The organism is Bacillus sp. JZ34 (assembly GCF_053903205.1).
In genome coordinates this window covers 1896785-1923147 of sequence record NZ_CP096403.1, presented here as the reverse complement: position 1 = coordinate 1923147, position 26363 = coordinate 1896785, and the positions used below count along the sequence as shown (strand labels likewise).

Here is a 26363-nt window from a genome sequence, read left to right as displayed (position 1 = left end):
TACCCATATCTTTTGTAGAGAGGCAGATTTTATACACGCTTTCCTTTCTGTTTCAACTTTAGGTAAATATGCCGGACAGAAAATGAAAAAAACCGCCTATGCTCGAGGCGGCTATTGCTGAAGAGACTGCCCGCCGGCTTTGACGGAACGGGCTTTTTTTGCTTTGCGCAAGCCGAACCACCAAAGAAACGCCATAAAGGGCAGCATAAAATAAATCCAGTTTTTTAAGGCGAGCAGAATATAATCGTAGAGACCGTGAAGCAAAGCCGGAATAAAAAGCGAGCAGAACAGCCATTTCATCTTTGTTTTACTTGAGGAAAAACGGGCTTTGCCGATGTAAAAGCCCATGATCACTCCGAATAAGGCATGGCTGGAAACCGGAAGCAAAGCGCGCATAAAAGCGTACTCCACCCCGTTCCCGATGAGATACAATATATTTTCAAGCGTCGCAAACCCCAATGAAAGGCTTGTCCCGTATACGATCCCGTCATAGTGTTCATCAAAATCGATATGCTGAAAAGCGCTGACCATCAGCAAAAACCATTTTAAAAATTCTTCCAAAAAGCCGGAAGTTAAAAATGAAACGACAAAACTGCCCTCAGAAATGTGTTCTTTTTCCAATACATACTGGATAAACATCGTCGGAAAAACGAGCAAGACCCCCAGTATAAAAAGGCGGATGACCATATGAATGGGCTCGGATTCATATTTTTCCTTTAAGTAAAAATACATTAACAGTGCGATTCCGGGAGCTAAGCCTGCTGAGATAATTCCGAACATGAGGAAACCTCTTTCCTTTTCATCTCATTCTATCCTACCATGATTCTGATTGTTTTGAAATTGAAAAAGAACGGGCCGCCTAGTAGCAGAATTTGTCTTTTATACCTTCTTCATAGCTTGCAAGAAGGACGGCCAGTTTCATTCTCGCTTTTTTGCTGTCATAATCCTTGCCTAAGATGACCCCTTTTTTTGCGAGGTCATAGCTGCTGCCCGCATAGTCATAGGTCGTATACACTTCGCCTTCCTCTGCGCTCGTCGTGATGACGATATAAACGCCCTGATGTAAAGCTTGCTCAATATCGCCCACCATATTCGGCGGTACCTGTCCCCTTCCAACTCCTTCAAGGACGATCCCTGCTGCACCCTCGCGGACAGCGGCTCTGATAAACTTGCCGTCTCCATCCAGATAGCATTTGACGATATCCACTTCAGGAAGCGGTCTTTGCAGCTGATGAACATCCCTCTTTAAGGGCTTTTGATAAACGTATACTTTATCATTGTCAATAATCCCTAAGTAACCGAAGCCGAATACGTCAAAACCCTGCAGATTCGAAGCGTGCACTTTTTTAACGTAGCGCGCGTTGAAGATCCTCTCGTTAAAAACAACGACCGTGCCGGCTCCTTTTATATCTGGGCTGCACGCTGTATAAACGGCGTGTCTGATATTTGTATATGCATCTGTTCCTTGCTGCTCGGGGGCTCGTTGTGAGCCTGTGACAACGACCGGCCTCTCATCCTGCAAGGTTAAATCTAAAAAATAAGCGGTTTCTTCAAGCGTGTCCGTACCATGCGTCACAACCACGCCGTCATAGCTGCCGTCCTGAAAAACGCGTTCGACGGTTTGTTTGAGTTCTAGTAAATGCTGAAATGTAATATGCATACTCGGAAGCTGAAACGCCGGATAGACATCGATCTGGACATCTTCCGGCAGGCTGCACATTTCGGCTAATTCAGGACCGCTGATCGCCCCTGCCGCAAGCCTGCCGCTTTCGGTTTTCCGGCTGGCGATCGTTCCTCCTGTTGTAATAAGAGCTACTTTCTTTTTCATGTCAGGCTGCCCCTTTTCATGTTGATCTGTGTGCCGATAAAAAAAGAGAGCACATCTATATATAGAATATGCTCTCTTTTGCCTGATACAAATCATAAAATATTGGTTTTATATTCGTTTAGCAATTTCAGCTGCAATTAAGCCGCCGTGAAAACGTCCGTTTTCAATGAAGATTTCATTTGCGTTGTTCCCGGCCGCAATAACGCCGGCGATGAAGATGCCTTCTTCGTTCGTCTCCATCGTTTCTTCATTAAAGGAAGGACGGCCCGACTCCGCGTCAATTTCGACTCCCATTTTTTGAAGGAAGCCGTGATCAGGGTGATAGCCTGTCATCGCGAATACAAAATCATTTTTGATCTTGGTCTCTTTTCCGTCGACAGAAAAAATCAGCTCTTCTTCCGTAATTTCTTTGACGACCGCCCGGAATTCCATTCTGATTTTTCCGTGCTTGACAAGCGAAAGGAATTCGGGAAGGATCCATGGTTTGATGCTGGAGGAATATTCGTTCCCTCTGTACAGAACGGTCACTCTTGCGCCCGCTTTAACGAGCTCCATCGCCGCGTCGACGCTTGAGTTTTTCCCGCCGATAACCGCAACATCTTTATCAAAATACGGATGAGCCTCTTTAAAATAATGGAACACTTTCGGAAGGTCTTCTCCCGGGACGTTCATATAGTTCGGGTTGTCATAATATCCCGTTGCGATCACGCAAAATGACGACAAATACGTATCCTTTGATGTTTCCACGACAAATTGGTTATTTTCTGTTTTTGTGACGGATTGAACTTTCTCAAACGCGTTGATCCGCAAATTTTTCCGCTTGGCGACTTCCCTGTAATAAGAAAGCGCCTGATTTCTGACCGGCTTGTGATTTTCAGTAATAAAAGCGACATCGCCAATTTCAAGTTTTTCGCTTGAGCTGAAAAAGGTTTGGTGTGTAGGATATTGATAAATGCTGTTGACGATGTTTCCTTTTTCAATGACGAGTGCATCTATTCCGATCTCTTGCATGTGAATAGCTGCTGAAAGCCCGCAGGGGCCACCGCCGATAATGATCACTTTTTCTTCTTTCATGTTCCGTTCATCTCCTGTCATATCGGGCAAATCAAAAAATCTCCTATTTTATGATAGGAGATTTTTTGGGTTGTTGCAAATGTTTGAACCTATATCCAGCCTCTGAAGCGGGATGCTTCCGCCATCTTGCGGACGCCCACCATATAGGCTGCAAGCCGCATGTCGATTCTGCGGTTGTGCGCCATTTCGTAAATATTGTTGAACGACTTGACCATCATTTTTTCCAAACGTTCTTCAACTTCTTCTTCAGTCCAGTAGAATCCCTGGTTGTTTTGCACCCACTCAAAATACGATACGGTTACACCGCCGGCGCTTGCCAGCACGTCCGGTACAAGAAGAATGCCGCGGTCGGAAAGAATTTTCGTCGCTTCGAGCGTCGTCGGGCCGTTGGCTGCTTCGACAACGATTTTCGCCTTGATGTTATGGGCGTTTTCCGCGGTAATTTGATTTTCTATTGCAGCCGGCACCAGAATGTCGCATTCCAGTTCCAGCAGTTCTTTGTTTGTAATGGTGTCATTAAACAGCTTTGTGACCGTTCCAAAGCTGTCCCGGCGGTCAAGCAGGTAATCGATGTCAAGCCCTTCAGGATCATACAGGCCGCCGTATGCATCAGAAATGCCGACAACTTTTGCACCCGCGTCATACATGAATTTCGCAAGGTAGCTTCCCGCATTTCCGAACCCCTGCACGACGACAGAAGCTCCCTCAATGTCGATGTCTTTCTTTTTCGCCGCCTCTTTAATGCAGATTGTAACCCCTTTTGCTGTCGCAGATTCTCTGCCGTGAGAACCACCTAAAACGAGCGGTTTGCCGGTAATGAAGCCCGGCGAGTTGAATTCGTCGATTCTTGAATATTCGTCCATCATCCATGCCATGATTTGAGAATTGGTAAATACATCGGGAGCCGGCACGTCTTTTGTCGGTCCGACAATTTGGCTGATCGCCCGGACGTACCCTCTGCTTAAACGTTCCAGTTCAGGAAAGGACATATCCCGCGGATCACAGATGATCCCGCCCTTTCCGCCTCCATATGGAAGGTCGATGATGCCACATTTCAGACTCATCCAAATAGAAAGCGCTTTAACTTCTTTTTCTGTAACTCCCGGATGAAAACGGATGCCGCCTTTTGTCGGCCCTACTGCATCATTGTGCTGGGCTCGGTAGCCCGTGAAAATCTTAACAGATCCATCGTCCATGCGAACCGGAATTTTCACCGTTAAAAAACGGATCGGTTCTTTTAGTAATTCATACACCTCTTCAGGATACCCCAATTTTTCAAGCGCCTTATGTATCACCGTTTGCGTTGATTTCAAAACGTCATGTGTGTTTTCTTCAGTATGACCGGTGTTTTGATCGGCTACCATTATAAGTTAACCTCCTAAAGTCTTTCTGGCATGTTGTCCTTTCAGAGAATAGTATACACCCTTGCACTAATCATGCAAAGAACAATCAACCATTTTTCGTGAAAATATTCGAGAAAAATCTTTTTTGTTATATTCTTATTTTCGGCAGAAAAAAACTGCTGTTTAACACAGCAGAATATCTTTTTTGAATGCGGGCTATTTGAAATATGTCTGAATGGTCTGAACGGCATTGTTTTCCATGATTTTCTTTCCGTATTCCTGAAGCCTGTAAATCGTTAAAGTCGTCGGATTCCCATATTCGGCTAAAATCGAAATCACGCCGTCAGCCTCATGGGAGTCAAAATCGTCGAGACTTAAGAAATACCTGTCTTCATAGTGGTAGACTGTCCCGCCTTGAATACCGATGCGGTCCAGGTTTTTGGAAAGTTCAATCAGATGCTCAAACGTTTGAAATTCATATATAATGTCAACACTTTCGCCAAGTTTGACTTGCATTTCAATATAGTCCTCATCATACTCATTATCGTCTTCATCTGTTTCTTGATTTTTTGTGACAATGATGACCATTCCTTGTGCTTGAAGAGAATACACTTCAACAGCGATTGGGCCATTCGCTTCGAACCCGAGCTCTGTATTCGCTTCGTTCATCATGTCTTTAAACAGCTGCTGAACTTTAAATGAGTCTTTCCAAAGGTCTTCTTTCGTCAGCCCCCGGTCTGTCAGATCGTCAAGTGTCAGAAAGATTTTGATCTTATTATAATTTAGACGCTCAAGCCGCATAACGTTCCCTCCTGCCTCTTCTTGCACACATCATATATCTTATTATATGGAGATGATGAGTCATAGGTTCTTAATTTTGATACCAGTTTACACTGTGTTTGGGCGGAAGACAAGCACAATGCCGCCTTTTCGTTCCTTTTCAGTGAAAAAGCATCAGTTTCCTTCCATGCAGGGTCCCGGGACCAGCTTAATCAGATGGGTTTCCGGCCTCGCTCCCAGCCGCAGCGGAAGCTTCGATGTGCCATAGCCGTTGCTGATCAAGTACGGCGCCTGATGAACGGTTCCGGTTCCTCCGATTTCACAGAGCCCGAATCTGCCGAGGCGAATCTGTCCTCCGTGGGTATGACCGCTCAATATGAGATCAATACCGTCCGTCTCCTGTATTTGATGATGAATCTCCGGATTATGTGACACAAGGATGGTCGGAAAATCCTGCTGCACGCCTCTGAGCGCTGCCGGGTAATCATCCAATTCGAGCCTGATGTCATCCACTCCGCAAATATTGACGGCTTGTCCTTGATGGTCATGCAAAACCGAAGCATTGCGCAAAGGCGTTACGCCGTGTGCCCTGAATATTTCCTGCAGCCTTTCCTGATCAACTTCATAATCGTTATTTCCCCATACAAAATACGTTTTTCCCAAACTTGAAAGCCTTTTGATATTTTCTTCAATTCTCGAATAAGGAACGCCGCCCTCCGCTAAGTCGCCGCCGATCAAGACGAGCTGAACCCCGTGTTCTTTCACTTCACGAATAATGTCTTCACTGACTGTCCGCCTATGAATATCCGAAATAAAAAAGACGGTCAATTCGTTATTTAGGCGCCTGAGCGAAAACTCGGCTTTCAATACCCGGTTTTCTCGCGCGATACCTGACATTTTCCACACTAAAGCAGCAAAACCGATGAAAACGGCCGAAGCCAGACTGAGCCAATAGATCATGTGCATTCTCCAATCTGTTTTGTTTATCATAAGACGGCTTTATGCAAAAAGACGTTTCTTTTAATAAGAAAACGTCTTTTTTATTTGCTTTCAAAATAAAGATTAATGTCATACTGCTGTTTCATGATCTTAAAAACCGTTTCCCTTGATTTCCACTCTTCAGGCTGGGGCCATAAATCCGTGCTTTTCTGAATAATCTCGCATCTCAGCTTATGAAATTCCCCTTCTGCTTTTTCTTCCTTCTTTTTAAAATAGTAAGCGGTGCTGTATGCAAAAGCGGCCGACAAAATCCAAAGCAGGTAGACGGAGTCATTCAGCAAGCCGGAAAGGAAGCCGTTTTGCCCGAGCCCTTTTGACGCTGCAAACAAACAAAACGAAACCGCACATATCGCCGCCAGCGCCTGCCACCTGAATGTCTGTCTGGCATAGTTTTCGTACTTTTTCTTCCTTTTAATTAAGGCGCGGAGCATTTGTTTCGTCGGTTCGTCCGTAAAACGGTTCAGCTCTTCAAGCTCGCTTCCCACAGTCCTCACACCTTGTCCTATTTGATAGTACAATGTATATGTATTCGCGGGCAAAATGATGCCATTGTTAATAAATCGGGATATTCAGAATCTGGCCGGTGTAGACATTGTTGCCTGATAATTGATTATAATTGCGGATTTTTTCCTCTCCTGACCGGTTCTTATAATATTTCATCGAAATCCGATAAAGCGTCTCTTTTTCGCCAACCGTGTGCTTCAGCACCTTTTTGGGCTGCGGCGCTTGCTGAACAGGCGGCGTTTGAGCTGCGCTTGCCGTTTTCTTCTCTTGTTCCGCAGGCTGCTTCGGTGCGGTAGGCTTCTTTGCAGCGACAGGCTTCTCCTCAGCTTTTTTTGCCTCTTTAGGCTGCTCTTTTTCCTTTTGCTCGTCTTTTTTTGACGGTTCATCCTCTTTATTTTCCGATTGTTTGTTCTCTTTCAGCTTTTCTTCTTGAAGGGCGGCGGCTGTATGCTGCGAAGCCGCCTTTTGATCCGCTTCTTGTTCACCGTTTTGATTTTCATTCGTCATTCCCGTCTCACCGGATTTGTTTTCATAAAACACATTATCATACTGATCAGAGTTGGAATCGCCGCCTTTGTCTTGGTTCAGCATGTACATAAACACCACGAAGACGATGATCGGAATGAAAACAAACATGACTGCAAGTGATGTGAATAGCGGATTTCTGTCTTTATTCTTTTTTTTGCTGTGCTTCTTTTTTTTGTGATACGTCTGCCTGGAAGGAATGTCATCATCAGGTGTCTTCAGTTCAACAGCTGCGGCCGCCTCCCGGCTCATTTCAGCACGGGTCTTCTCCTGCTCCTTCTTCTTCCTCTCTATCCTTGACATCTCCGTCATGCGAACTCCTCCTTACGTGTTGAAAACGAATCTGGCACGCAAATACAACATCGATCAAAAAGTGTGCCGTCACAGGAACGAATAAATTCCCTGTCCATTCAAAGCTCAATCCGAGCAAAAAGCTGATGGACACAACCATTACAAACAGCAGCCATTTTTTCAAATAACGAAAATGCAAAATCGCGAAAATAATGCTCGCTGCCCAGAGACCGAAATGCGTCTGAATAACGCCTCTGAACAATATTTCCTCTGCAAATGCAATGAAAAGGGTAAGAATCACGATATGCGGGTACGAGCGTTCACGAAAAAGCTTTTCATTTATCCCTTCATCGTCATACATATGCTTCGGAGCCCATTTCATCACCATCAGGTCGGCGATAATCACGAGAGCCGCGAGCGGCGCCCCGTATTTCAAGATGCTCAAGTCCGATGGATTCCAAAGCGACAAAAAATCGTCTGCATCATCAAATAAAAAGATGCCCATCAATAATGCGGTAAAAAGCATCAGCATCTGGGAAAAATAGAGCTGTTTCAGCATTTCCCTGTCTGACAGGCGACGTATGATTTCCGACTGCTTTTTCAGCATACACGATCACAGCTGGCGGCAAATATGGCATCTAATTCTTCTTCCCACGCTGTCAATTTGTTCATAGACGGACGGTCTCCTTTGGCTTCGTATGCTTCAAGACTTAAACCGCAGGATGTACAGCACGCTGTGTCATCCGTTTCCAGCGGTTCTTTTTGTTCATTAAAATAAGCGAGCAAGCTTTCCCTGAAACACCCTTCGCTTTCGGTGACGGCGGCGAACCCAGCCGCTTTTTTCAACTTGAGCTTCCTGCGGCTGTCCATCTCCCTCTGAATGACCGCCCGGCCGTCGTCGCCAAGGTGATGCACCTTCTGATAAAGATGTAGAAAATGGCGGGCTTGCGTTTCCGATAAACCGGCCTGCTGTAGAACTTCCCGCCGGTTTCGCTCATCTTTCACTCCGGCAAGCTTTTCGTATAAAAAGCCGATATCACTTTGAGAGAGAGCTTCCATTTGAATGAGCTGCTCCTGGATTTCCTCGTCTCCCGGAGCTTTCAGCAAAATGCTGACGCTCTGCTTTCCATCCCTGCCCGCACGTCCGATTTCCTGCAGATACGCCTCTGTCGTCTGCGGGAGGCTGAAATGGATCACATATCTGACATCAGGCTTGTCAACTCCCATACCGAAGGCGTTCGTGCAGCAGACTACATCAAGCTGGTTGCGAATGAACTGCTGCTGAATCAGCATCCTGTCGCTTGCCTCCATCCCGCCATGATAAAATCCCGTTCTCAATTTTGTCTCATCACGAAGCTTGTCAGCCAGTTCTTCAGCCCATTTTCTTGTCGGGCAATAAACAAGACCGGGACCTTGCAGCTTTTGAACCAGCCCTGTCAGTCGCTCCGTCTTCTCAGCGGTATCCCGCAACTTTTCAATATGAAGCGCAATGTTCGGGCGATCAACGGAATGGATCAAATAATTGGCGCCTTTAAGCCCCAGCATATTGGAAATGTCCTTCAATGTCGCTTCGGTTGCCGTCGCTGTAAGCGCCAGGGTGACGGGATGACCGAGGAGCGCCTTGATGTCTCCAAGCTTCGAATAATCAGGCCTGAAATCATGCCCCCATTGTGAAATGCAGTGAGCTTCATCAACGACAAAAAGGCTGACATTGAGCAATTGAAGCTTTTTTAGCACTTGGCCGGATTGGAGGGCTTCTGGTGAAATATACAGATATTTGAGGCTGTGAAGCCGACTTAATACGTCATTTTTTTCCTGGTGTGTCAAAGCGCTGTTCAAGGCCGCGGCCCGCTTCTCTCCGCGCATTTTTAATTGCTGCACCTGGTCTTCCATTAAAGACAAAAGCGGTGAGACGATCAGGACGGTTCCGTCTTTCAACAATCCGGGAAGCTGGTAGCACAGCGATTTCCCGCCTCCTGTCGGAAGCATCGCCACCGTGTCCCGCCCCTCCAGCACGCTTTTGATGATCTTTTCCTGGCCGTTTTTAAAAGTATGATAACCAAAGTACCGGCGGAGCGCCTGATGAAGTTTATCCATTCCTGATCACCGTTTTCGACAAGGCCAGGCGGATTTTAAAATAGCTGTATCGGCCGCCGAGCCCCTCTTTAATTTGTCTGATTTTATTGGTTTGGTTCGCTTTCGCATAATCGGCAATGATTTTCTGCTCCTCTTTCGACACGTACTGATCGATGGAAAAAGACGGATCATGAATGGCAATTTCCACAATGTGATCCTCGATCGTCGCCGCTTTCAGCTTTCGAATGTCTGCGATCCGGTCTATTGTATGCCCTTCTTTTATAAGAAAAAGCGTTTTTCTCGTCGATTGTGTCAAGCCATCATTCAAAGGAATGTCCTGAATAAGCGTTTGAAAAAGCGGACTTTCACCATTTTGGGCGGATTGAATAAAATGATGCAGAACATCCCAAAACAGTGCATATATGTACCACTCATCAAGGTCCATTTTTTCGGAAAGCTGTCTAAATGTATAGCCCGCTTTTGCCCCGGAAGTCAGGGAGTGGACAAAAATAGCGGCCTGTTCATCATCGTTCAAAACAGACAGCTTCTCTTTCAGCTCATGGTGAAACTGGGCTGCTGTTTCAGCGGCATTCCGGCTTCTTAAATATTGTTTAACCCAGTTCTGAATCTGATAATCTTTTACGATCGGTAAATACACGCGTTCGCGGTAAAGTTTGTTGGAGAGCACCTGAATCAAAAGCGACATCCTTGCCCACATGATTTTGGCTGCCGCCTGATAATAGCCGCCGTGAAAATGGCGGGGCCACGGGTAAAGGGCAAAAAAGCCGGCAAGTTCCTCTTCTCCTTTTTCGGTGACGATGTAAGCGCCGCTTTCCGCTTTTTCTCTGACCAAAGACTCCTGTTTCAATTGTTGAACGCTGACTGTCACCTGCTCTCTGGATAGAGCCGAACAAAAGCCAAAGTATTTTGAAACGGCAAATAAACCGGCGTCCTGTATCGTCTGTGACGACCTTTTTCCTTTTAATAAATGATAGACCGCGCTTGAAGAACGCTCACCCTTCATGGATGACAGAATGTCGAGCACAATGGCGTCAAAAAAATGAACCGGCATATCATCACCTACAATCTTCCGGCAACATTCGATCTTTTCTTCTTTTTATTTTAACAGATTTTGCGGAGAAATCGACGTTTAAACTCATATAAAAGGGGTATGTTAGCAGTAGAACCCTTGTGTGATAAGCATTCTCAATATTTTTGAGTTGAAATGTAAGATTAACACCATTACAATAAGGAATGGGAATAGGTTTCATATCGGATAGATAGAGGGTTAAACCATTTGTTCCAACGAAGAACAATCTGGGAGGTTTTTTATTCATGCCAAAATATACAATTGTAGACAAAGATACGTGCATCGCATGCGGAGCTTGTGGTGCTGCGGCTCCTGATATTTATGATTACGACGATGAGGGAATCGCGTTTGTCACCCTTGACGACAATCAGGGTGTCGTCGAAGTCCCTGACGTCTTGGAAGAAGACATGATGGACGCATTTGAAGGCTGTCCTACAGATTCGATCAAAGTTGCGGATGAGCCGTTCGAAGGCGACCCGCTTAAACACGAATAAAGCAAAAAAACATCCGGTGCACAAAGTGCCGGATGTTTTTTTATCAGATAAGCACTGCTTCGCCAACAAGCAAAAAGAAGCCAGCTCCTTCTGCAGCTGAAAATGCCCGGCACTGTTCCGGGCATTTTTCATGTCTATTTATTTGGCGGCCATGCGGACGTTTTCCTTCAGCCGCGGCTTCAACGAAAGGAAAATCGGCGTGGACACGAGAGCCACAGCGATGCCTTTGATGAAATTAAATGGCAGGATTCCGGCCAAAACTGTGGTTTTGAGCGCTTCTCCCGATAGCACTGGAGCATTTAAAAACCAAGTGTAGGCAGGCAGAAATAATAGATAATTTAAAATGCTCATCGAAACGGCCATCACAAGCGTCCCTGCGAAAAGAGCTGTGACAAACCCTTTGGCAGAACTTGATTTTTTAAGCAGCACAGCCGCCGGCAGGATAAACAATGTTCCGGCAATGAAGTTAGCGGCCTGATCAATCGGAACGCCTGAGGCGCTTCCGGCAATAAAGTAATTCAGCACGTTTTTGATCGCTTCAACGGCAATTCCGGCTCCCGGACCATACAAAATAACAGCGAGCAGTGCCGGGATATCACTAAAATCGATTTTTAAATACGGGAATGCCCCCAAGATCGGAAAACTCAGCATCATTAAAATAAATGCGATGCTGCTCAGCATGCTGATTGAGACGAGACGTCTCACCTTGTTGTGTTTCATTTTGTCACTCTCTCCTTTTCGATCACATCTCACGAAAAGAGGAATGGTTCTTTCCCCCTGCCCTAAACAAAAAACCCGCTTTATTGAAAAAGCGGGGCTGTTTTACAGACAGGTCAAATAAACGTTTGAAAATATCATTTCAAAACGCACGGAACCTCCATCTTCTCCCATCCAGACTATACTGTCGGCTTCGGAATCGCACCGAATCCTGCCCCTAAAGAGGCTCGCGGGCTTAGAGCGCTTGCTCATCACCGCCGGTAGGGAATTTCACCCTGCCCCGAAGATTGATCTTATTTATTTTTGATACTGATATTATTATAAATGAATTGTGAAAAAATGTACAGATTCAAAGCTTATTGCGCTGTTTTGGGGCGTCCTTCAGGATATTTCGGCAAACTCACTTTTTCCACACACTAAAAACCGCACATTCACAGTTATTTCATTTTTAATTTTCGTCTTTCCGCGCGAAACTCATTGACACCCTTTATGGAATATGGTAAATTATCAGATATTTATGACGCTTATTTAGGAGGAAATCTTACATGTTTCGAGTATTGGTCTCAGATAAAATGTCCAGCGACGGCCTCAAACCATTAATGGAAGCAGATTTTATTGAAATTGTAGAAAAGAATGTTGCGGAAGCGGAAGACGAGCTTCATACGTTTGACGCTCTCTTGGTGCGGAGCGCCACGAAGGTGACCGAAGAATTGTTTAAAAAGATGACTTCGCTAAAAATTGTTGCCAGAGCAGGTGTCGGCGTCGACAATATCGATATTGACGAGGCGACAAAGCACGGTGTCATCGTCGTAAACGCGCCAAACGGAAATACAATTTCAACTGCTGAACATACTTTTGCAATGTTTTCAGCGTTAATGAGACATATTCCGCAGGCAAACATCTCCGTTAAATCCAGGGAGTGGAATCGTTCGGCTTACGTCGGTTCAGAGCTTTACGGAAAAACGCTCGGCATCATCGGAATGGGCCGCATTGGAAGCGAAATCGCGAGCCGCGCAAAAGCGTTCGGCATGACCGTTCATGTATTTGACCCGTTCCTGACGCAAGAAAGGGCAAGCAAGCTCGGCGTTAACGCGAACAGCTTTGAAGAAGTTCTGGCATGCGCTGACATTATTACAGTTCATACCCCGCTCACAAAAGAAACGAAGGGACTTTTGAACAAAGAAACCATCGCAAAGACGAAAAAAGGCGTTCGTCTCGTGAACTGTGCAAGAGGCGGGATCATCGATGAAGCGGCGCTTTTGGAAGCTTTGGAAAGCGGACATGTCGCAGGCGCTGCCCTCGATGTGTTTGAAGTCGAGCCTCCGGTCGATTCAAAACTGATCGATCATCCGCTTGTGGTCGCGACTCCTCACTTGGGCGCTTCAACGAAAGAAGCTCAGCTGAATGTCGCTGCACAAGTTTCCGAAGAAGTCCTTCAATATGCGCAAGGAAATCCTGTGATGTCCGCGATCAACCTTCCGGCCATGACAAAGGATTCATTCGAAAAAATCCAGCCTTATCATCAGTTTGCCAATACGATCGGAAACCTTGTGTCTCAGTGTATGAATGAGCCTGTTCAAGATGTAGCCATTCAATATGAAGGCTCTATCGCCAAGCTTGAAACGTCATTTATTACGAAAAGCCTTTTGGCCGGATTCCTGAAGCCGAGGGTCGCGGCTACCGTCAACGAAGTGAATGCCGGCACTGTCGCGAAAGAGCGCGGCATCAGCTTCAGCGAAAAAATTTCTTCCAATGAGTCAGGCTATGAAAACTGCATTTCTGTGACTGTCACCGGAGATGTGACGACATTCTCTTTAAGAGCGACGTACATTCCGCACTTCGGCGGTCGCATCGTTGCCTTAAACGGCTTTGATATCGATTTTTATCCGGCTGGACACCTTGTGTATATTCACCACCAGGATAAACCGGGGGCTATCGGCCATGTCGGACGAATTTTAGGAGACCATGACATCAACATCGCCACTATGCAGGTGGGCCGAAAAGAAAAAGGCGGAGAAGCGATCATGATGCTTTCATTTGACCGCCACCTTGAGGACGATATTTTAAATGAGCTGAAAAACATCCCGGATATCGTGTCTGTTAAAGTCATCGACCTTCCTTAATAAAAAGCCCCGGAACCTGAAAGAAATTCCTTTCGGGTTCCGTTTTTTTTAGGAACTCTCCCTGATCTCAAGCAGCTGGCGGGGATAAATCTGCTCTCCTTTCAAATCGTTCCATTCGATGAGGTGCTGTACAGTAACGCCCATTTTTTCGGCGATATGATGAAGCGTATCCCCTTTCCGCACTACATATGTGCCGGTCTTCGATTCATCGGCATGAAGGCGGAGTGTTTGGCCGGCCTTAAGATTCGAATGTTTCAACTTGTTTATTCTCATGATCTCCTCGATTGATATACCGCTATCCCTGCTGATTTTCCAGAGCGTGTCCCCTTTTTGAACGGTTACTGCACCGCTCATTGTCCCGGCGTTTTGATGAACGTGAACAGAATTTTGCCGGAACGCTTCTTCACGAAACACCGTCAGCGGATTGATTGCATATCTTTTATCTTCAGTCCATGAACCGTAATGCATTTCAAAATGCAGGTGGGTTCCGGTCGATATTCCCGTATTGCCGATGATTCCGATTTGCTCGCCTTTTTTCACCCGTTCTTTTTCCTTTTTCAGGCGTTTGCTTAAGTGGGCATAAACGGTTTCATACCCGTTGTCATGTTTAATAAATATCACTTGGCCGTAGGAGTCGGATTGATACGATTTGCTTACCGTTCCGTCTGCGGCTGCCGCTACAGCCTCCCCTTCGGGAGCAGCGATGTCAAGCCCCTTATGCTTTCCGCCTCTCGTCCCGAATTGATCTGTGATCTCCCCTTTAATCGGTTCAATCCACTCTGAAGCTGCCGCTCCCGGCGTAGTGACGAGAAACGCAAGCCCCGAAAGCCATGCGATCGCGAACAGGAAGTTTTGATGTCTGAGTATCTTCAAGGGTTTCCATATCCTCCTATTACAAGCATCTGCGGTAAAATTCCCCCGATTCGGAGACAGCTTAGTATACTTCCAAATCAATACATTTTATACATCAAAAAAAGACTCCGCGCGGGGAGTCTTTTAGCTTTCTATCGTTATCGGATTCGGTGCGTAAGGAACCTGTACAGATTTCGACAAGTCATAGGCGCCGACCTTGGTTGTGGATGCATTTTTAAATTTCACTTTTGTGAACCCGAAATCTTTGGCGGTCAATAGAAGGCCTTCCACCATCAAAACGTCTTCAGGTTTATTTTCAATATTCGCGGAGGAAGAAAATTGAATGATCAGTTCTTTTCCATTCTTTTGAATATCTTCAATCTTTGTATCATCGGATAGAATGGGTTGTAAATGAGTGCCGCTTTCTTTAACTTTCATCATCTTTATCGCTTCCTGCACCGTTTCGTAAGATTCGCTTGAAGGTGCAAGGAACCGGCGTCCGTCAGAGCTTTCATATAAATAGTAGCCTTTTTGCGTCTGATGCATAATCGCCATATCAGCGAGCATTCCGAATGATTCAAATTCAACGCCAGATTCATCATCGGAAATAAATAAAACAGAATCATATGAACCCCATTTAAAGGTTTCGTTGATCACATTTTTCAGCCGTTCGAAATCTTCCACTGAAAGCTCCGGTATTTTTTCATTTACTTGAATCGTCAGTTTTTTACCGTTTTTCTGTTCTTTGAACTTCACCTGATCAAGATAAGATGTATCAAATGATGTAAATTGGTCCACTTTAAGCCGGCTGTATGCGTGAAGTGCATCTTCAAGATTCGTCATGCTTATGCTTTTCTCAAGACTTATCGGGACAACGACAGACTTGGACTTGTCAAGGAAAGCGAAGGTGATATAGTCGTCTTTTTGATTCTGGGAGACGACAAACGTATTTGCAGGTTCAGACTTGGCAGCATCAGCCTCCGTCTGCACCAATTTTCCGTCAGATGAAATGTTGGCGTCGGCGCTGTTTTGAGATCTGATCTGTTCGATTAATTGAGGAGTGATCAGCATCAGAAGAAAGAGAACCAAAACTGTAGCAGCAAATGCGCCGACCCGTTTTTTCGGTGATTTACGCTTTGGTGCGAAAATCAGCTTTTGATAGATCTGATTTGCCGAACGATTATCCTTAACCGTTGGAAGTTGGCTTAGTAACGCCTTCAGCCGTTCTTCGTTCCATTCTGACTTCTTCATTCTTTGGATCCTCCTTCAAAAGCTCCATCTGTTTACGAAGCACTTTCAGACCGCGGTGCTGAGTGGTTTTCACCTTGCTTTCGGAAAAATTTAAGGCTTTTGCCGTTTCACTGATCGAATACCCTTGGATAAACCGCAATACGATAACGGATCTTTGATCAAGCGTACACCTGTCAAGGGCCTCGAAAATTTCCTTCAGGTTTTCATTCTGCATCACGATGTCCTCAGGCAGAGGCTTGCGGTCTTTTACATCTTGCTTCTCCCAGTCAAACGTCCCCAAAATCCGCTGGCGGATCGTCTGCTGCTTTCTGAACCAGTCGATCGCAACGTGCCGCGCAATCGAAAGAAGCCAGGTTTTTTCGCTGCTTCTGCCTTCAAATGTTTCATAAGAATGCAGGACGCGGATGTATACTTCCTGAACTAAGTCTTCTGCCTGGTTTTTGTCTTTTACCATATAAAATAAAAACTGAAATAAATCCTGATGATACTGATCATATATTTTCTGAAAGGTTTCTTCCACCTGAAACCCCTCCGTTCAATTTATTGTCGTTTGTCAATCTTAAAAGGTTACATTACAACTATTACAACTATATTACGAACATATGAAAATGGAAAGGGGGTTTAACTAAAGTTAAGCTTAATTTTAACTTAACAAGCATAAAAGCACCCGTTCTAAATGAACAGGTGCCAAGCTTACAGGAACTTTCGCTTTCTCACTAAGCTGCGTCCGTATACTCATAATCGGAACGTTCCTTAAGGCGGATCCTTTGAAATGGACTGATTTTCATCCGTTTATGACTTTAAGTCCAATTGTTGGCGAAGCTTTTTGGAAATCTCCTTTCTCTTTTCGTCAGTCACCAGGTGATACCATAAGCCGTCAACTTTTTTATCTTCACCCTCAATTTCTATCTGTTTAATATCCTTGGCAGCTTCTTTATAAGAATGTTGAATATCGATCATCTTGTCCAGTGTTAAGTTTGTTTTGATGTTTTTTTCTAATGCTGTCAAAATTCCTTGATAGTTTGTTAATGATTTTAATTGGGCACCTTCATGAATGATTTCATTGATGATCTCACGCTGACGCTCTTGACGTCCAAAATCACCGCGGGGATCGTCTTTTCTCATCCTAGCATATGTCAAAGCAGTTTTGCCATTAAGATGCTGCTTTCCTTTTGACAGATGCACGCCTTCAAGGGTGAAATCAATCCGATTATCCACCGTAATGCCGCCAATTGCATCGACAATATCTTTAAACCCATCCATATTGATTTTAATATAATAATTGATGGGAATGTTCAAAAATTGTTCTACAGTTTCAACGGTCCCTTCAATTCCGCCATAGGTGTAGGCCGAATTCATTTTCGAAAATTTATTCTTCGATTTGATAAACACCCTTGTATCACGCGGAATACTTGTCATTGTCGTTTTCTTTGTCTCCGGGTTAATCGTCATCACAATCATAGAATCCGGTCGTCCTTTATCACCAGGGCGCTCGTCTATCCCTAATAAGAGAATGGATATAGGATCGTGCGGAGCAGTATCCTTCTGCTCGGCATCCCTGTGAAGAGGCTCGTACATTCCATTTATTGATTTTGCGACGGTACGGTAAATCCCGTATGAAACCACACTGCCAATCGTTATCGCTAGCGCGAGGGCGAACAATATCACATTTTTCATCTTTAGTTTTCTTTTTCTCATTTTCACCATAGTATCCCTTCCTTGTTGATCCAGGTCATATTTTTTAATTCCATCTGAAATGAACCGGTTTTATCGAATCATGAATAGGCTTCATTTCATATCCGTTTTCCTGGAAGTATTTCAATAGTTTCTCCAAATGGGCCGCAGTTGTCGGTTTTTCATGCATTAATACGACAAGCGGCTCAACACCGGAAAGGTTATTGACTTGCTGAATCACATTATTGACGAATTGACCGTTTGTATTTGCAGATTTCCAGTCCTCTGAATCAACAGTCCAGTCCCAAAGATTAAAGTGGTCGCGCTTAATGACTTCTTGAAATGGACCGGTAATATAAGGCTTTGATCCGTAAGGCGATCTGATCAAATGTGTGTCAACGTTGGTCGTTTCTTTGATCGTTTTCAACGTATCGTTCATTTCTGCTGCAAAACTTTCAGGAGATTTATAGATTTTCGATACTTGGTGCGTCACTCCGTGAGAGCCGACAGAGTGGCCGCTTTCAACCATTTTTCTCACAATATCGGGATTTTGTTCGATATTCGGTTTTAACATGAAAAAAGTAGCTTTTGCATGATACTTATCGAGCAAACTTAAGATCTTATCTGAAGCCGCAGGATTCGGCCCGTCGTCAAATGACAAATAGACGACCTTTCCGATTTCCGGCGCTGTTTGCTTATTTTCTTTTTTCTCTGCTTTATGTTTGCCTCCCGTCACAGGTGCTGAAGCGGAGGAATTTTCTTTTAGCGGTTCCTGCTTTGGACCAGCGAGTGCATTCCACGAAATGCATAACAAAGTCACCCCCACTACAATCAACATACCCAGCACTAATTTTCCTAGTGCGCTCAATTTACGATCTTCTTTAGGTGAATTTGACACTTTTTCCAACTCCTTAAGCTGTAATTATCAATCACTAGGTTTCTTTTAATCTCGTCACATACAAGACAACGTTCTATAAGAAGGATGCTCTTTAAATATAAAGGGAAGATATCGCAGAAGTTCGGCCAACTTGTAAACAAAATGTCACAAAAAGAGGAAAAACATCATTTTTTGAGGGATGTTAATTAGTAAATAATAAGACTTATTACCTTAAAGGGGATAGTGAGAAAGGAATGGATAAAAAGAAAAACCTTATTTCGGTATTTAACTGAAATAAGGTTTTTTTTGCCTGATATTAAAGTATAAAACGATCGGTTATTTAAATGTGATGATATAAGCTTGTTCTTCTAAAAATCGCGCCGATGCACTCTCCATAGAAGGATACTGGTATTGTGCGCTAACGAGCAGGCTGTTGCCGTCCGGGCTCCAATATATTTCCGAAGGGATGGTGCCGTGGTATATCGGTTCTTCATACAGGATATTTTTCCCTTGAAGCTTGCCTGCATAGATATTGTCTTCATCCTTCAAAGAGTAAGCGATTTTCTTTAAGTCGTTTGAGAATTTAAAAACAGTTACTTTTTCGAGCAGAGCAGAAAGCTCGCCGTTTCTGCGATCATATTCGTACAGGGTTTCCCCTGTGTCCAGGAATACAAATTGATCATTGTTTAACCAAACAGGCCCGCCGCGGCTGTCCAGACGCTTGTCCTGGATTTTGATGCGGTTGCCGTCAATCGTTCCCATTCTAATCCCGTACTCGTCGGAACGCTGCAACACGGTAAGCAGCAAATCTCGTCCATTATCAGAGATGTTAACTCCCGTAAGCGAATCTTTCTCCGCAAAATCATTCAATGTATACGTTTTGAGCGTTCCGGAATCCGTATCATAAACACGAAGGCTTGTCTGATTCCCCTGCCCGGCATCTAAAACGAGATAACAAACGTATCTGCTATTATTTGACCATGAAACATCTTGGACATAGACCTCATTGCTGGCGGAGATGCTGGCGATTTCTGTGTTTTTTCCGTTCGCTGGCGAAAACAGCTGCATTGATGTCTTACTTAATGACAAAGTGACTCCGGCGATACGCTTTCCGTCTGGAGACATTTTCAGGTTGGACATGTTGCTTTCAATGCCTTTTACGATTTCAGCTTTTTCATAGGGGGAGGAAAGGCGCTGAAGACTGCGCGCTGTACGTTCGGATGTCCCATCTCCCTTGAAAAAACCGACAACGGAATCCGGTGAAGACCACCCAAGCAGCTGCCCTGCTTTTGGAAGGCGATAAATCGTATTGACTTGAAAAGGGCGGGTCTTCTGGTCATCGCTATGATTTTCTTCCCCGCTCGGGATAATAATCGTTTCCGATCTTTTTCCGACATTATAACTGGACACGATAATGACCAGAAACAACAGCACTCCTGCCCAAATGATAAACGGTTTGTTTTTCATCATTTCTCAACCTTTGCGTAAGCTAATTCAACATGAATCACTGTTTGGTTTTCCTTGTAGTACATCTCGATTGTTCCTCCGTGTTCGTCAACAATTGTTTTCACAATGCTTAATCCCAAACCTACACTTCCCTCTTCCTTAATCTTCTGATTGACTGAATAAAAAGGCTGGAACATTTTGGAGTGTTGGTCATTTTCCAATGGAGCACTTGGATTCTTGAATGTAAAAAGAATGTTTTCTCCAACGATTTCGGCCTTAATGAAGATTTCCGAATGAGATAAGCTGTATTTGATGGCGTTGTCCAGCAGATTGATAAAAAGCTGGCGCAGCCTGCTCACCTGACCGTGAACGTACAGGCCATCTTCAATGTCACAGGTAATCCTTTTCTTATACCGTTCTGCCCGAAACTTCATCGATTCGCAAACATCTTTTAAAATTTCCCCTGCCTCGACCCTGTCAAATTGAGCGCCCTTGGCAGGTTCCCGGGATACTTCAAGAAGCTTGATCACCAAATGATGCAGGCGCCTGCTTTCTTCAACAATGTGGTTCATTCCTTTATCAAAAAACACCCGATCCGATTCCCCTTTATCTTTTATGATCTCTGCATATCCTTGGATGGAAGTCAGAGGTGTTTTCAGCTCATGCGTCATATTGTCAAAAAATCGTTTTTCTTGTTCGTTCAATTCCTTTAAACGGTCACGATCCCTTTCGATAGTTAAAATTTGTTCTCGAATTCTGCTGATCATATCGTTAAAGTTGATGGCAAGCTGGCCAATTTCATCTTTTCTATTAAAGTGGATATCCATATCCAGTTTACCCTTCTTGACTTGCGAGGTGGCATCTGTCAGCTTGACGAGCGGAATCGTGATATGTCTGGACAGGATATAAGAGAAAAGAAACGCCGCCAAAAATATGGCAAGTGCGATGTAAAAAACAATATCCAGAATCTCTCCGCTTTGCTTATACTGCAGGTCGAAATTTTTCGAAAAGCGTAATATGCCTACTTTTGTGCCTTCAACGACAACCGGGTATGAAAAAAACACTTCTGCTTTATTGCGGTTATAGGTGATATGATAGGCAGTCTTTCCTTTGATCGCCTGTTTAAGATCTTCATCACTTCCACGGGAAAACGCCTTCTGATCAGAAGCAGACAACAATGCGCCATTCACGGTATAAACACCGACATTGCTTCCTGTGGAGTGATTCAAATTATCTACCATTTCATCGGCCATATCACCGAAATAAAGTTCATTGTTTTTATAATGATTGATTAAAAATGCCTGGTTTACATAGACGGTACTGTTTTTTTTCAGTTCGACTAAATCCGATGTTACAATTTTTTCATTACTCGACCAAATCACGTTCTTAACCGTATGATTGAGCACAAGGAAAGAGAGAGAAAAAATCAGAAAAAAGCCAACAATAAACTTGCCCTTGATGGTCCGTAACACTCTCTACTCCTCCTGCTTCTCGAATTTATATCCGATACCGAACACCGTTTTAATCAAGTCGCTTGCATCGAGCTTTTTGCGGAGTCTTTGAATATGGGTATCAACTGTACGGGTGTCACCGAAAAAATCGTATCCCCAAATGAATTCTAAAAGCTCTGAACGCGTAAAAACTTTTCCCCGATGATCAACCAAAGTCATCAGCAGATCATATTCTTTAGGAGTCAATTCGACGGCTGCCCCGTCTTTTTTCACCAGTCTTTCACCCGGGATGATCACAATATTTTTAAACCGGATCTCATCCTCTTTTTCCGTTTCCCGTTCGTTCACATGATAGGCTTGTTCCAGACGCCGAAGGATCGTGCGGATTCTCGCGACAACTTCGCGCAGATCAAACGGCTTTGTAATATAGTCATCGGCCCCGAATTCCAACCCGAGTATTTTATCCGTGACATCTGATTTTGCGGTGATCATCAGTATCGGAATATTATAGCTTTCAGTCACTGTTTTGCAAATATCCAATCCGCTGCAGTCAGGCAGCATCCAATCGAGCAGCAGAAGATCAGGTTTGAATTGATCTAATTCCCTCATGCCTGAAGAGCCGTTATTGACCGTGCACGTTTCAAAACCTTCGGACGTCAGCCCGTAAGCAAGCAAATCAGCAATTGCTTCATCATCTTCTATAATCAGTATTTTGGTTTTATCCATAAAGTCATCACTCATTCCCTGTTTCAAGTTTATTTTGTCTAGAAACCTCTTTTGTTTCTCGCATCCTTCTATAGAGATTATACATAAATCCAAACCAAACTCTTCCTTTGACGGTCCGCAATTGGAGCGCTGGCGGACTTTTAAGGCGCAGAAAAAATAAACGGCCTTTTATAGATGATCAGAACGGGAGCAATTATGTCCATATGTGATTTTCACTAGTCCATTTGTCCAAATCCTTCATCCATTTCCTCTGATGTTCATCTGTCTTTTGGAATCCCCACTCTTTTAACGGCAACAAAGGCAAAAACGTTTCAGGATAAGCAGAAATTTTACAACTTGGATACAAGTTGCCCTCAAATAACGGAGCACCTGTTCTTCATGAACAGGTGCTCTTTGTTTCTTATGGAACAAGATTCTTCGTCAAATTTGGCCAACATCCTGCTTATTTCTTGGAATGTAAAACGTGAAGGAAGTACCTTCGTTCAGCATGCTGTGGACGGTGATCGATCCGTTGTGTGCATCGACGATGTTTTTAACGATCGCAAGTCCGAGGCCCGTCCCGCCTTTTCCTCTCGTCCTTGCTTTATCCGCCTTGTAAAAGCGTTCAAAAATAAACGGCAGGTCCTCTTCTGGGATGCCGCTGCCCGAGTCTTTCACGGCGATTTTCAGCCCGCTTTGCGCTGACTGCACATCGACATGTACGGTGCCGCCGGCATTTGTATGGCGGATCGCGTTGTCAATCAGGTTCGTTAATACCTGCTCCATTTTGTCCGGATCAAACACAAATTTGGCTTCGTGCAGATCAAGATTGTGAGAAAGCGTAATTTCTTTGTCACCGGCCACTCCGTAAAACTTTCTGAACACCCTCTCGAAAAATTCGCGGAGCTCCACCTGTTCTACGTTTAAGGAAATATGGCCCGCCTCCATTCTGGCAAGGTCCAGCAAATCATTCACAAGCCTTCCCATTCGTAAAGACTCGTCATAGATGACCTGCGCGATTTCCTTTTTTTCTTCCTCAGAGCTTGCAATGTCGTCAACGATTGCTTCACTGTACCCTTGAAGCATCGAAATCGGTGTTCTCAGCTCATGGCTGACATTGGCGATAAAATCTTTTCGCAGCTTATCAAGCCGTCTTTCCTCCGTCATATCCCTCAAAACGGCGACCGCTCCGCGCACATGTGACTGATTGTACAGCGGACTCATGAGCAGCACCCATGTTCTGCCTTGCAGGGTCATTTCAATCATCTGCTCCTTCTCCGTGCCGACGGTGTTTTGAAAAAGCTCGCGCGCTTCAGGAGGCAGTTCATGGCCTTCTTTTACATTCATGTTCTGCTCATAATACCAGGCCTGTAAAAAGCGTTCAGCCGGAGGGTTAGTCACAAGGATCGTCCCGTCGATATTGATGGTGATCACGCCGTCTGCCATACTGCTTAAGATATTCGACAAATGCTCCTTTTCCTGATTGAGCGCTGTAATATGGAACTTCAGCTGGCGCCCCATTTGGTTAAAGGCAATCGCCAGCTCGCCGATTTCATCCTGGGTCAGGATCGGAATCTTCGTATCAAACTTCCCTTTTGCAAGATCCTGTGCACCCTGCCGCATTTTTCTGAGCGGGTAGGTAATCCGGCTTGACAGGAAGAAAGCGAAAATCGTCGTTAACACAATCGCAATTGCAGCGGCAAAGAGAATATACCTTGTCGTATGCTGTGTCGTATCTTTCACGGCAAGAAGCGATTGAGAAAGAAACACCATGCCTTCATCTTCGCCTTTCCCGTACGGTACACCGACAATCAGCTGATCGTTCTTTTGATTGGAGATGACCGTCCGCTTCTGCACTTTTTGATGCTTCTGAAGCGCTTCGTTCAGATCGGAATCATTTTTAATATCTTTTAATGTAATGGAAGCCACTTTTTGATTTTCCCGCGGTGAATACCAATATTCATTCTCATTTTTGATAACGGTGATGCTCGTCAGTTCATCGGCAAGCTCCCATGTGATCGATCTGGCCGTCTCCTGGTCTTTATGGTTTTCCATGATGACGGCCACCTTGCTGGCGAGCTTTGTCAAATCAGCTTCCGCTTCATCGACATGGTAGTTTTCAATAAACTCAAGCAGAAAGAACGTAAGGATAAATAAGACAAATGAAACCAAAAGCAGTATGGTAAACCACAGTTTACCGACTACGCTCTTCCAAAACTTCATTCGTTTCCGACCTCAAATTTATACCCGACACCCCATACTGTTACGATTTTTTTCGCAGCTTTCGGCGAGACTTTGTTCAATTTTTCACGTAGACGTTTAACATGGGTGTCGACCGTTCTCAAATCGCCGAAAAACTCGTATTGCCATACTTCCTTCAGCAGCTTTTCACGATCGTATACTTTATCAGGAGTTTTGGCCAGGAAGTAAAGCAGTTCATATTCTTTCGGCGTCAGGCTGACTTCGGTTCCGTCCGCCATAACTCTGTGAGCATCGTGATCAATGGATAAGTGAGAAAAAACAAGAACATTTTTTGCCGTTGTATCTGTATTCAGATAAGAGGTTTGCGATGATCTTCTCAAGAGCGCTTTGACTCTCAGCACCACTTCCCTCGGACTGAAAGGTTTTACAATATAGTCATCGGTTCCGACTTCAAAGCCCTGCACCCGGTTCGCTTCTTCGCCTTTCGCCGTCAGCATGATGATCGGAGTGGCTTTTTTGTCGCGTACTTGGCGGCATACTTCAATGCCGTCGGTTCCTGGCATCATCAAATCGAGCAGGATTAAATCGTATTCGTTGCCCAGGGCTTTATCGATGGCTTCGTCGCCATTCTCGGCTTCCTCGATCTTATAATTTTCCCTTTCCAGGTACATTTTTAAAAGTCGTCTGATTCTTGCCTCATCGTCTACTACTAATATTTTTGTCTCTTTCGTCTGTTCCATCGTAAACCTCCTGATTTGAATCTTCTTACATTCATTTTATTAGAAAAGCGATCGTAAGCCAAGCTAAGAATGGCCTTTCCCAATTTAAAACGATAAGCTGCGGAAGGCCCGGCGAAAAGCCCGGACCTTCCTGCACCGCACGGATCATGCATAAGAGTGAAGTCCAGCGATGACAAGGTTTACAAAAATAAGATTAAACATAATAATGGCAAAACCGATAACGGCAAGCCACGCCGATTTTTCGCCGTGCCAGCCTCTTGAAAGCCTGAGATGCAGATAAGCTGCATAAAACAAAAATGTAATCATCGCCCAGACTTCTTTCGGATCCCAGCCCCAGAATCTGCTCCATGCCAGCTGTGCCCATATCATCGCGAAAATAAGCGCGCCAAGCGTAAAAACCGGAAAGCCGATCGAAACGGATCGATAGCCGATTTCATCGACAAGGTCAAGGTTCACATTTTTCACGAGCGGCTGAAGAAGCTGACTGATGCGTTTTCTGATGATCAGCCTGATGACACCGTAAAGCAATGCGCCGGTTCCAAACGACCAGAGAACCGTATTCAGCTTCCGTCCTGAAAAAATAGGCGGCACATTGACAAGCGGCTCCATTCTCTCCTCTGTTAAAAGTTCGCCTTTGTTCGGCCCGATCAGAGCGGGAAGCTCGTAAATCATGACGTCTTCCTGGTTGTCTTTATCAATCCACTTGAACTGCGCTTCATAGCCCCCAATGCGGAATGAGGTCGTGACAAGGATAAACGCGAGCGTTGTCACAAGCATAAACATGACAAATTCGAGCCAGAACGTTTTTTTGCCAGGCTGTGACTGATCCACATGCTTGAGCAGAAAGATCACGCCGGCGACAAAGCTGATGGCGAGAATCGCCTGTCCGAGAGCTGCAGTCGTAACATGAATATAAAGCCAGTTGCTTTGAAGCGACGGAATCAGCGGTGTGATATCGGTCGGAAACATGCTGGCATATGCGATTAACAGCAGGACAACGGGCAGTGTAAACAGCCCCAAAGCAGACAGCTTGTAAATAAAGTAGATGATGATGAACGCCAGAACGAGCATCATGCTGAAAGCAGTTGTAAATTCGAAAAGATTGCTGACCGGTGCGTGTCCGGAAACGATCCATCTCGCAATAAAATATCCAAACTGGCATACAAATCCGATGATCGTGATCAACACTGCGATCGACGCCCAGCGGTTCTTCTTCTTCCGGTCTGAAGCCTTGCTCCTGATGGAGCCGCCAAAAAAGAAGACCGCTGAGAGATACAAGAGAAATGCCGCGTACAATAAATTGCCGCTTAACTCTGCCATG

At 44.7% G+C, this 26363-nt stretch carries 25 protein-coding genes and 1 riboswitch; of the genes, 2 read left to right on the top strand and 23 right to left on the bottom strand.

All coding sequences use genetic code 11. The annotated features are described in order from the left end of the window. Positions 1-111: 111 nt before the first annotated feature. The 11 genes from prsW to M1D90_RS09655 form a co-directional block, all read right to left on the bottom strand. A complete protein-coding gene (prsW, locus tag M1D90_RS09705; RefSeq protein WP_023857465.1) occupies positions 112-780 on the bottom strand; it encodes a glutamic-type intramembrane protease PrsW in 669 nt (222 codons plus the stop codon). A 79-nt stretch (positions 781-859) separates the two neighbouring features. Beyond that, positions 860-1828, bottom strand: a complete 969-nt coding sequence (locus tag M1D90_RS09700) for an asparaginase (protein WP_020451978.1) — start codon at positions 1826-1828, stop codon at positions 860-862. A 108-nt stretch (positions 1829-1936) separates the two neighbouring features. Further along, positions 1937-2902 (bottom strand): YpdA family putative bacillithiol disulfide reductase, encoded by a 966-nt coding sequence (locus tag M1D90_RS09695; RefSeq protein WP_023857466.1) that lies wholly within the window; start codon positions 2900-2902, stop codon positions 1937-1939. A gap of 89 nt (positions 2903-2991) precedes the next feature. Beyond that, positions 2992-4266, bottom strand: coding sequence for a Glu/Leu/Phe/Val family dehydrogenase (locus tag M1D90_RS09690; RefSeq protein WP_020451980.1), 1275 nt, complete (start codon positions 4264-4266; stop codon positions 2992-2994). A gap of 195 nt (positions 4267-4461) precedes the next feature. Beyond that, complete coding sequence (locus M1D90_RS09685; protein ID WP_020451981.1) at positions 4462-5046, bottom strand: genetic competence negative regulator; 585 nt, start codon at positions 5044-5046, stop codon at positions 4462-4464. Between the two features lie 153 nt (positions 5047-5199). Then, positions 5200-5985, bottom strand: coding sequence for a metallophosphoesterase (locus M1D90_RS09680; protein ID WP_020451982.1), 786 nt, complete (start codon positions 5983-5985; stop codon positions 5200-5202). Positions 5986-6065: 80 nt separating this feature from the next. Further along, positions 6066-6455, bottom strand: a complete 390-nt coding sequence (locus tag M1D90_RS09675; protein ID WP_229029999.1) for a YpbF family protein — start codon at positions 6453-6455, stop codon at positions 6066-6068. Positions 6456-6576: 121 nt separating this feature from the next. Beyond that, positions 6577-7305, bottom strand: coding sequence for a LysM peptidoglycan-binding domain-containing protein (locus M1D90_RS09670; RefSeq protein ID WP_026579370.1), 729 nt, complete (start codon positions 7303-7305; stop codon positions 6577-6579). 1 nt (position 7306) lies between these two features. After that, positions 7307-7951 carry a CPBP family intramembrane glutamic endopeptidase gene (locus M1D90_RS09665; RefSeq protein WP_020451986.1) on the bottom strand — a complete coding sequence of 215 codons (645 nt, stop codon included), beginning with the start codon at positions 7949-7951 and terminating at the stop codon, positions 7307-7309. Next, complete coding sequence (locus M1D90_RS09660) at positions 7945-9441, bottom strand: RecQ family ATP-dependent DNA helicase (protein ID WP_026579369.1); 1497 nt, start codon at positions 9439-9441, stop codon at positions 7945-7947. The genes M1D90_RS09665 and M1D90_RS09660 overlap by 7 nt, the downstream gene beginning before the upstream one ends. Further along, positions 9434-10492, bottom strand: a complete 1059-nt coding sequence (locus M1D90_RS09655) for a helix-turn-helix domain-containing protein (RefSeq protein ID WP_146874486.1) — start codon at positions 10490-10492, stop codon at positions 9434-9436. Before M1D90_RS09655 ends, M1D90_RS09660 begins: the two co-directional genes overlap by 8 nt. Positions 10493-10755: 263 nt before the next feature. On the opposite strand from M1D90_RS09655, the gene M1D90_RS09650 reads away from it, so the two are divergent. Next, positions 10756-11004, top strand: a complete 249-nt coding sequence (locus tag M1D90_RS09650) for a ferredoxin (protein ID WP_003183064.1) — start codon at positions 10756-10758, stop codon at positions 11002-11004. A gap of 138 nt (positions 11005-11142) precedes the next feature. Here M1D90_RS09650 and M1D90_RS09645 read toward each other — a convergent pair whose 3' ends face one another. Next, positions 11143-11724 (bottom strand): ECF transporter S component, encoded by a 582-nt coding sequence (locus M1D90_RS09645; protein WP_035338506.1) that lies wholly within the window; start codon positions 11722-11724, stop codon positions 11143-11145. A gap of 155 nt (positions 11725-11879) precedes the next feature. Continuing rightward, positions 11880-12013: riboswitch (FMN riboswitch) on the bottom strand. A 253-nt stretch (positions 12014-12266) separates the two neighbouring features. On the opposite strand from M1D90_RS09645, the gene serA reads away from it, so the two are divergent. Beyond that, a complete protein-coding gene (serA, locus tag M1D90_RS09640; protein ID WP_023857473.1) occupies positions 12267-13844 on the top strand; it encodes a phosphoglycerate dehydrogenase in 1578 nt (525 codons plus the stop codon). Positions 13845-13892: 48 nt separating this feature from the next. Here serA and M1D90_RS09635 read toward each other — a convergent pair whose 3' ends face one another. The 11 genes from M1D90_RS09635 to ccsB form a co-directional block, all read right to left on the bottom strand. Next, entirely contained in the window at positions 13893-14717 is an 825-nt protein-coding gene (locus tag M1D90_RS09635) for a peptidoglycan DD-metalloendopeptidase family protein (protein WP_026579366.1), read from the bottom strand. 123 nt (positions 14718-14840) lie between these two features. Next, positions 14841-15947, bottom strand: a complete 1107-nt coding sequence (locus M1D90_RS09630; protein WP_023857475.1) for a GerMN domain-containing protein — start codon at positions 15945-15947, stop codon at positions 14841-14843. Further along, entirely contained in the window at positions 15883-16467 is a 585-nt protein-coding gene (gene sigX / locus M1D90_RS09625; RefSeq protein WP_023857476.1) for an RNA polymerase sigma factor SigX, read from the bottom strand. The genes M1D90_RS09630 and sigX overlap by 65 nt, the downstream gene beginning before the upstream one ends. A gap of 272 nt (positions 16468-16739) precedes the next feature. Beyond that, positions 16740-17654 (bottom strand): LCP family glycopolymer transferase, encoded by a 915-nt coding sequence (locus tag M1D90_RS09620; RefSeq protein ID WP_026579365.1) that lies wholly within the window; start codon positions 17652-17654, stop codon positions 16740-16742. Between the two features lie 34 nt (positions 17655-17688). Next, positions 17689-18519: a polysaccharide deacetylase family protein gene (locus M1D90_RS09615; RefSeq protein WP_039072806.1), complete on the bottom strand. Its 831-nt coding sequence runs from the start codon at positions 18517-18519 to the stop codon at positions 17689-17691. Between the two features lie 315 nt (positions 18520-18834). After that, positions 18835-19968: a WD40 repeat domain-containing protein gene (locus M1D90_RS09610; protein WP_026579363.1), complete on the bottom strand. Its 1134-nt coding sequence runs from the start codon at positions 19966-19968 to the stop codon at positions 18835-18837. Beyond that, the gene (locus tag M1D90_RS09605; RefSeq protein WP_026579362.1) at positions 19965-21416 is read right to left on the bottom strand and encodes a HAMP domain-containing sensor histidine kinase; all 1452 of its coding nucleotides are present in this window, start codon (positions 21414-21416) and stop codon (positions 19965-19967) included. The genes M1D90_RS09610 and M1D90_RS09605 overlap by 4 nt, the downstream gene beginning before the upstream one ends. Before the next feature lie 3 nt (positions 21417-21419). Further along, entirely contained in the window at positions 21420-22121 is a 702-nt protein-coding gene (locus tag M1D90_RS09600) for a response regulator transcription factor (protein WP_101561245.1), read from the bottom strand. 420 nt (positions 22122-22541) lie between these two features. Then, a complete protein-coding gene (locus M1D90_RS09595) occupies positions 22542-24323 on the bottom strand; it encodes an ATP-binding protein (protein WP_026579360.1) in 1782 nt (593 codons plus the stop codon). Beyond that, a complete protein-coding gene (locus M1D90_RS09590; RefSeq protein ID WP_020451999.1) occupies positions 24320-25042 on the bottom strand; it encodes a response regulator transcription factor in 723 nt (240 codons plus the stop codon). Before M1D90_RS09590 ends, M1D90_RS09595 begins: the two co-directional genes overlap by 4 nt. Positions 25043-25186: 144 nt before the next feature. Beyond that, positions 25187-26362, bottom strand: coding sequence for a c-type cytochrome biogenesis protein CcsB (gene ccsB / locus M1D90_RS09585; RefSeq protein ID WP_456283403.1), 1176 nt, complete (start codon positions 26360-26362; stop codon positions 25187-25189). Position 26363: the final 1 nt, after the last annotated feature.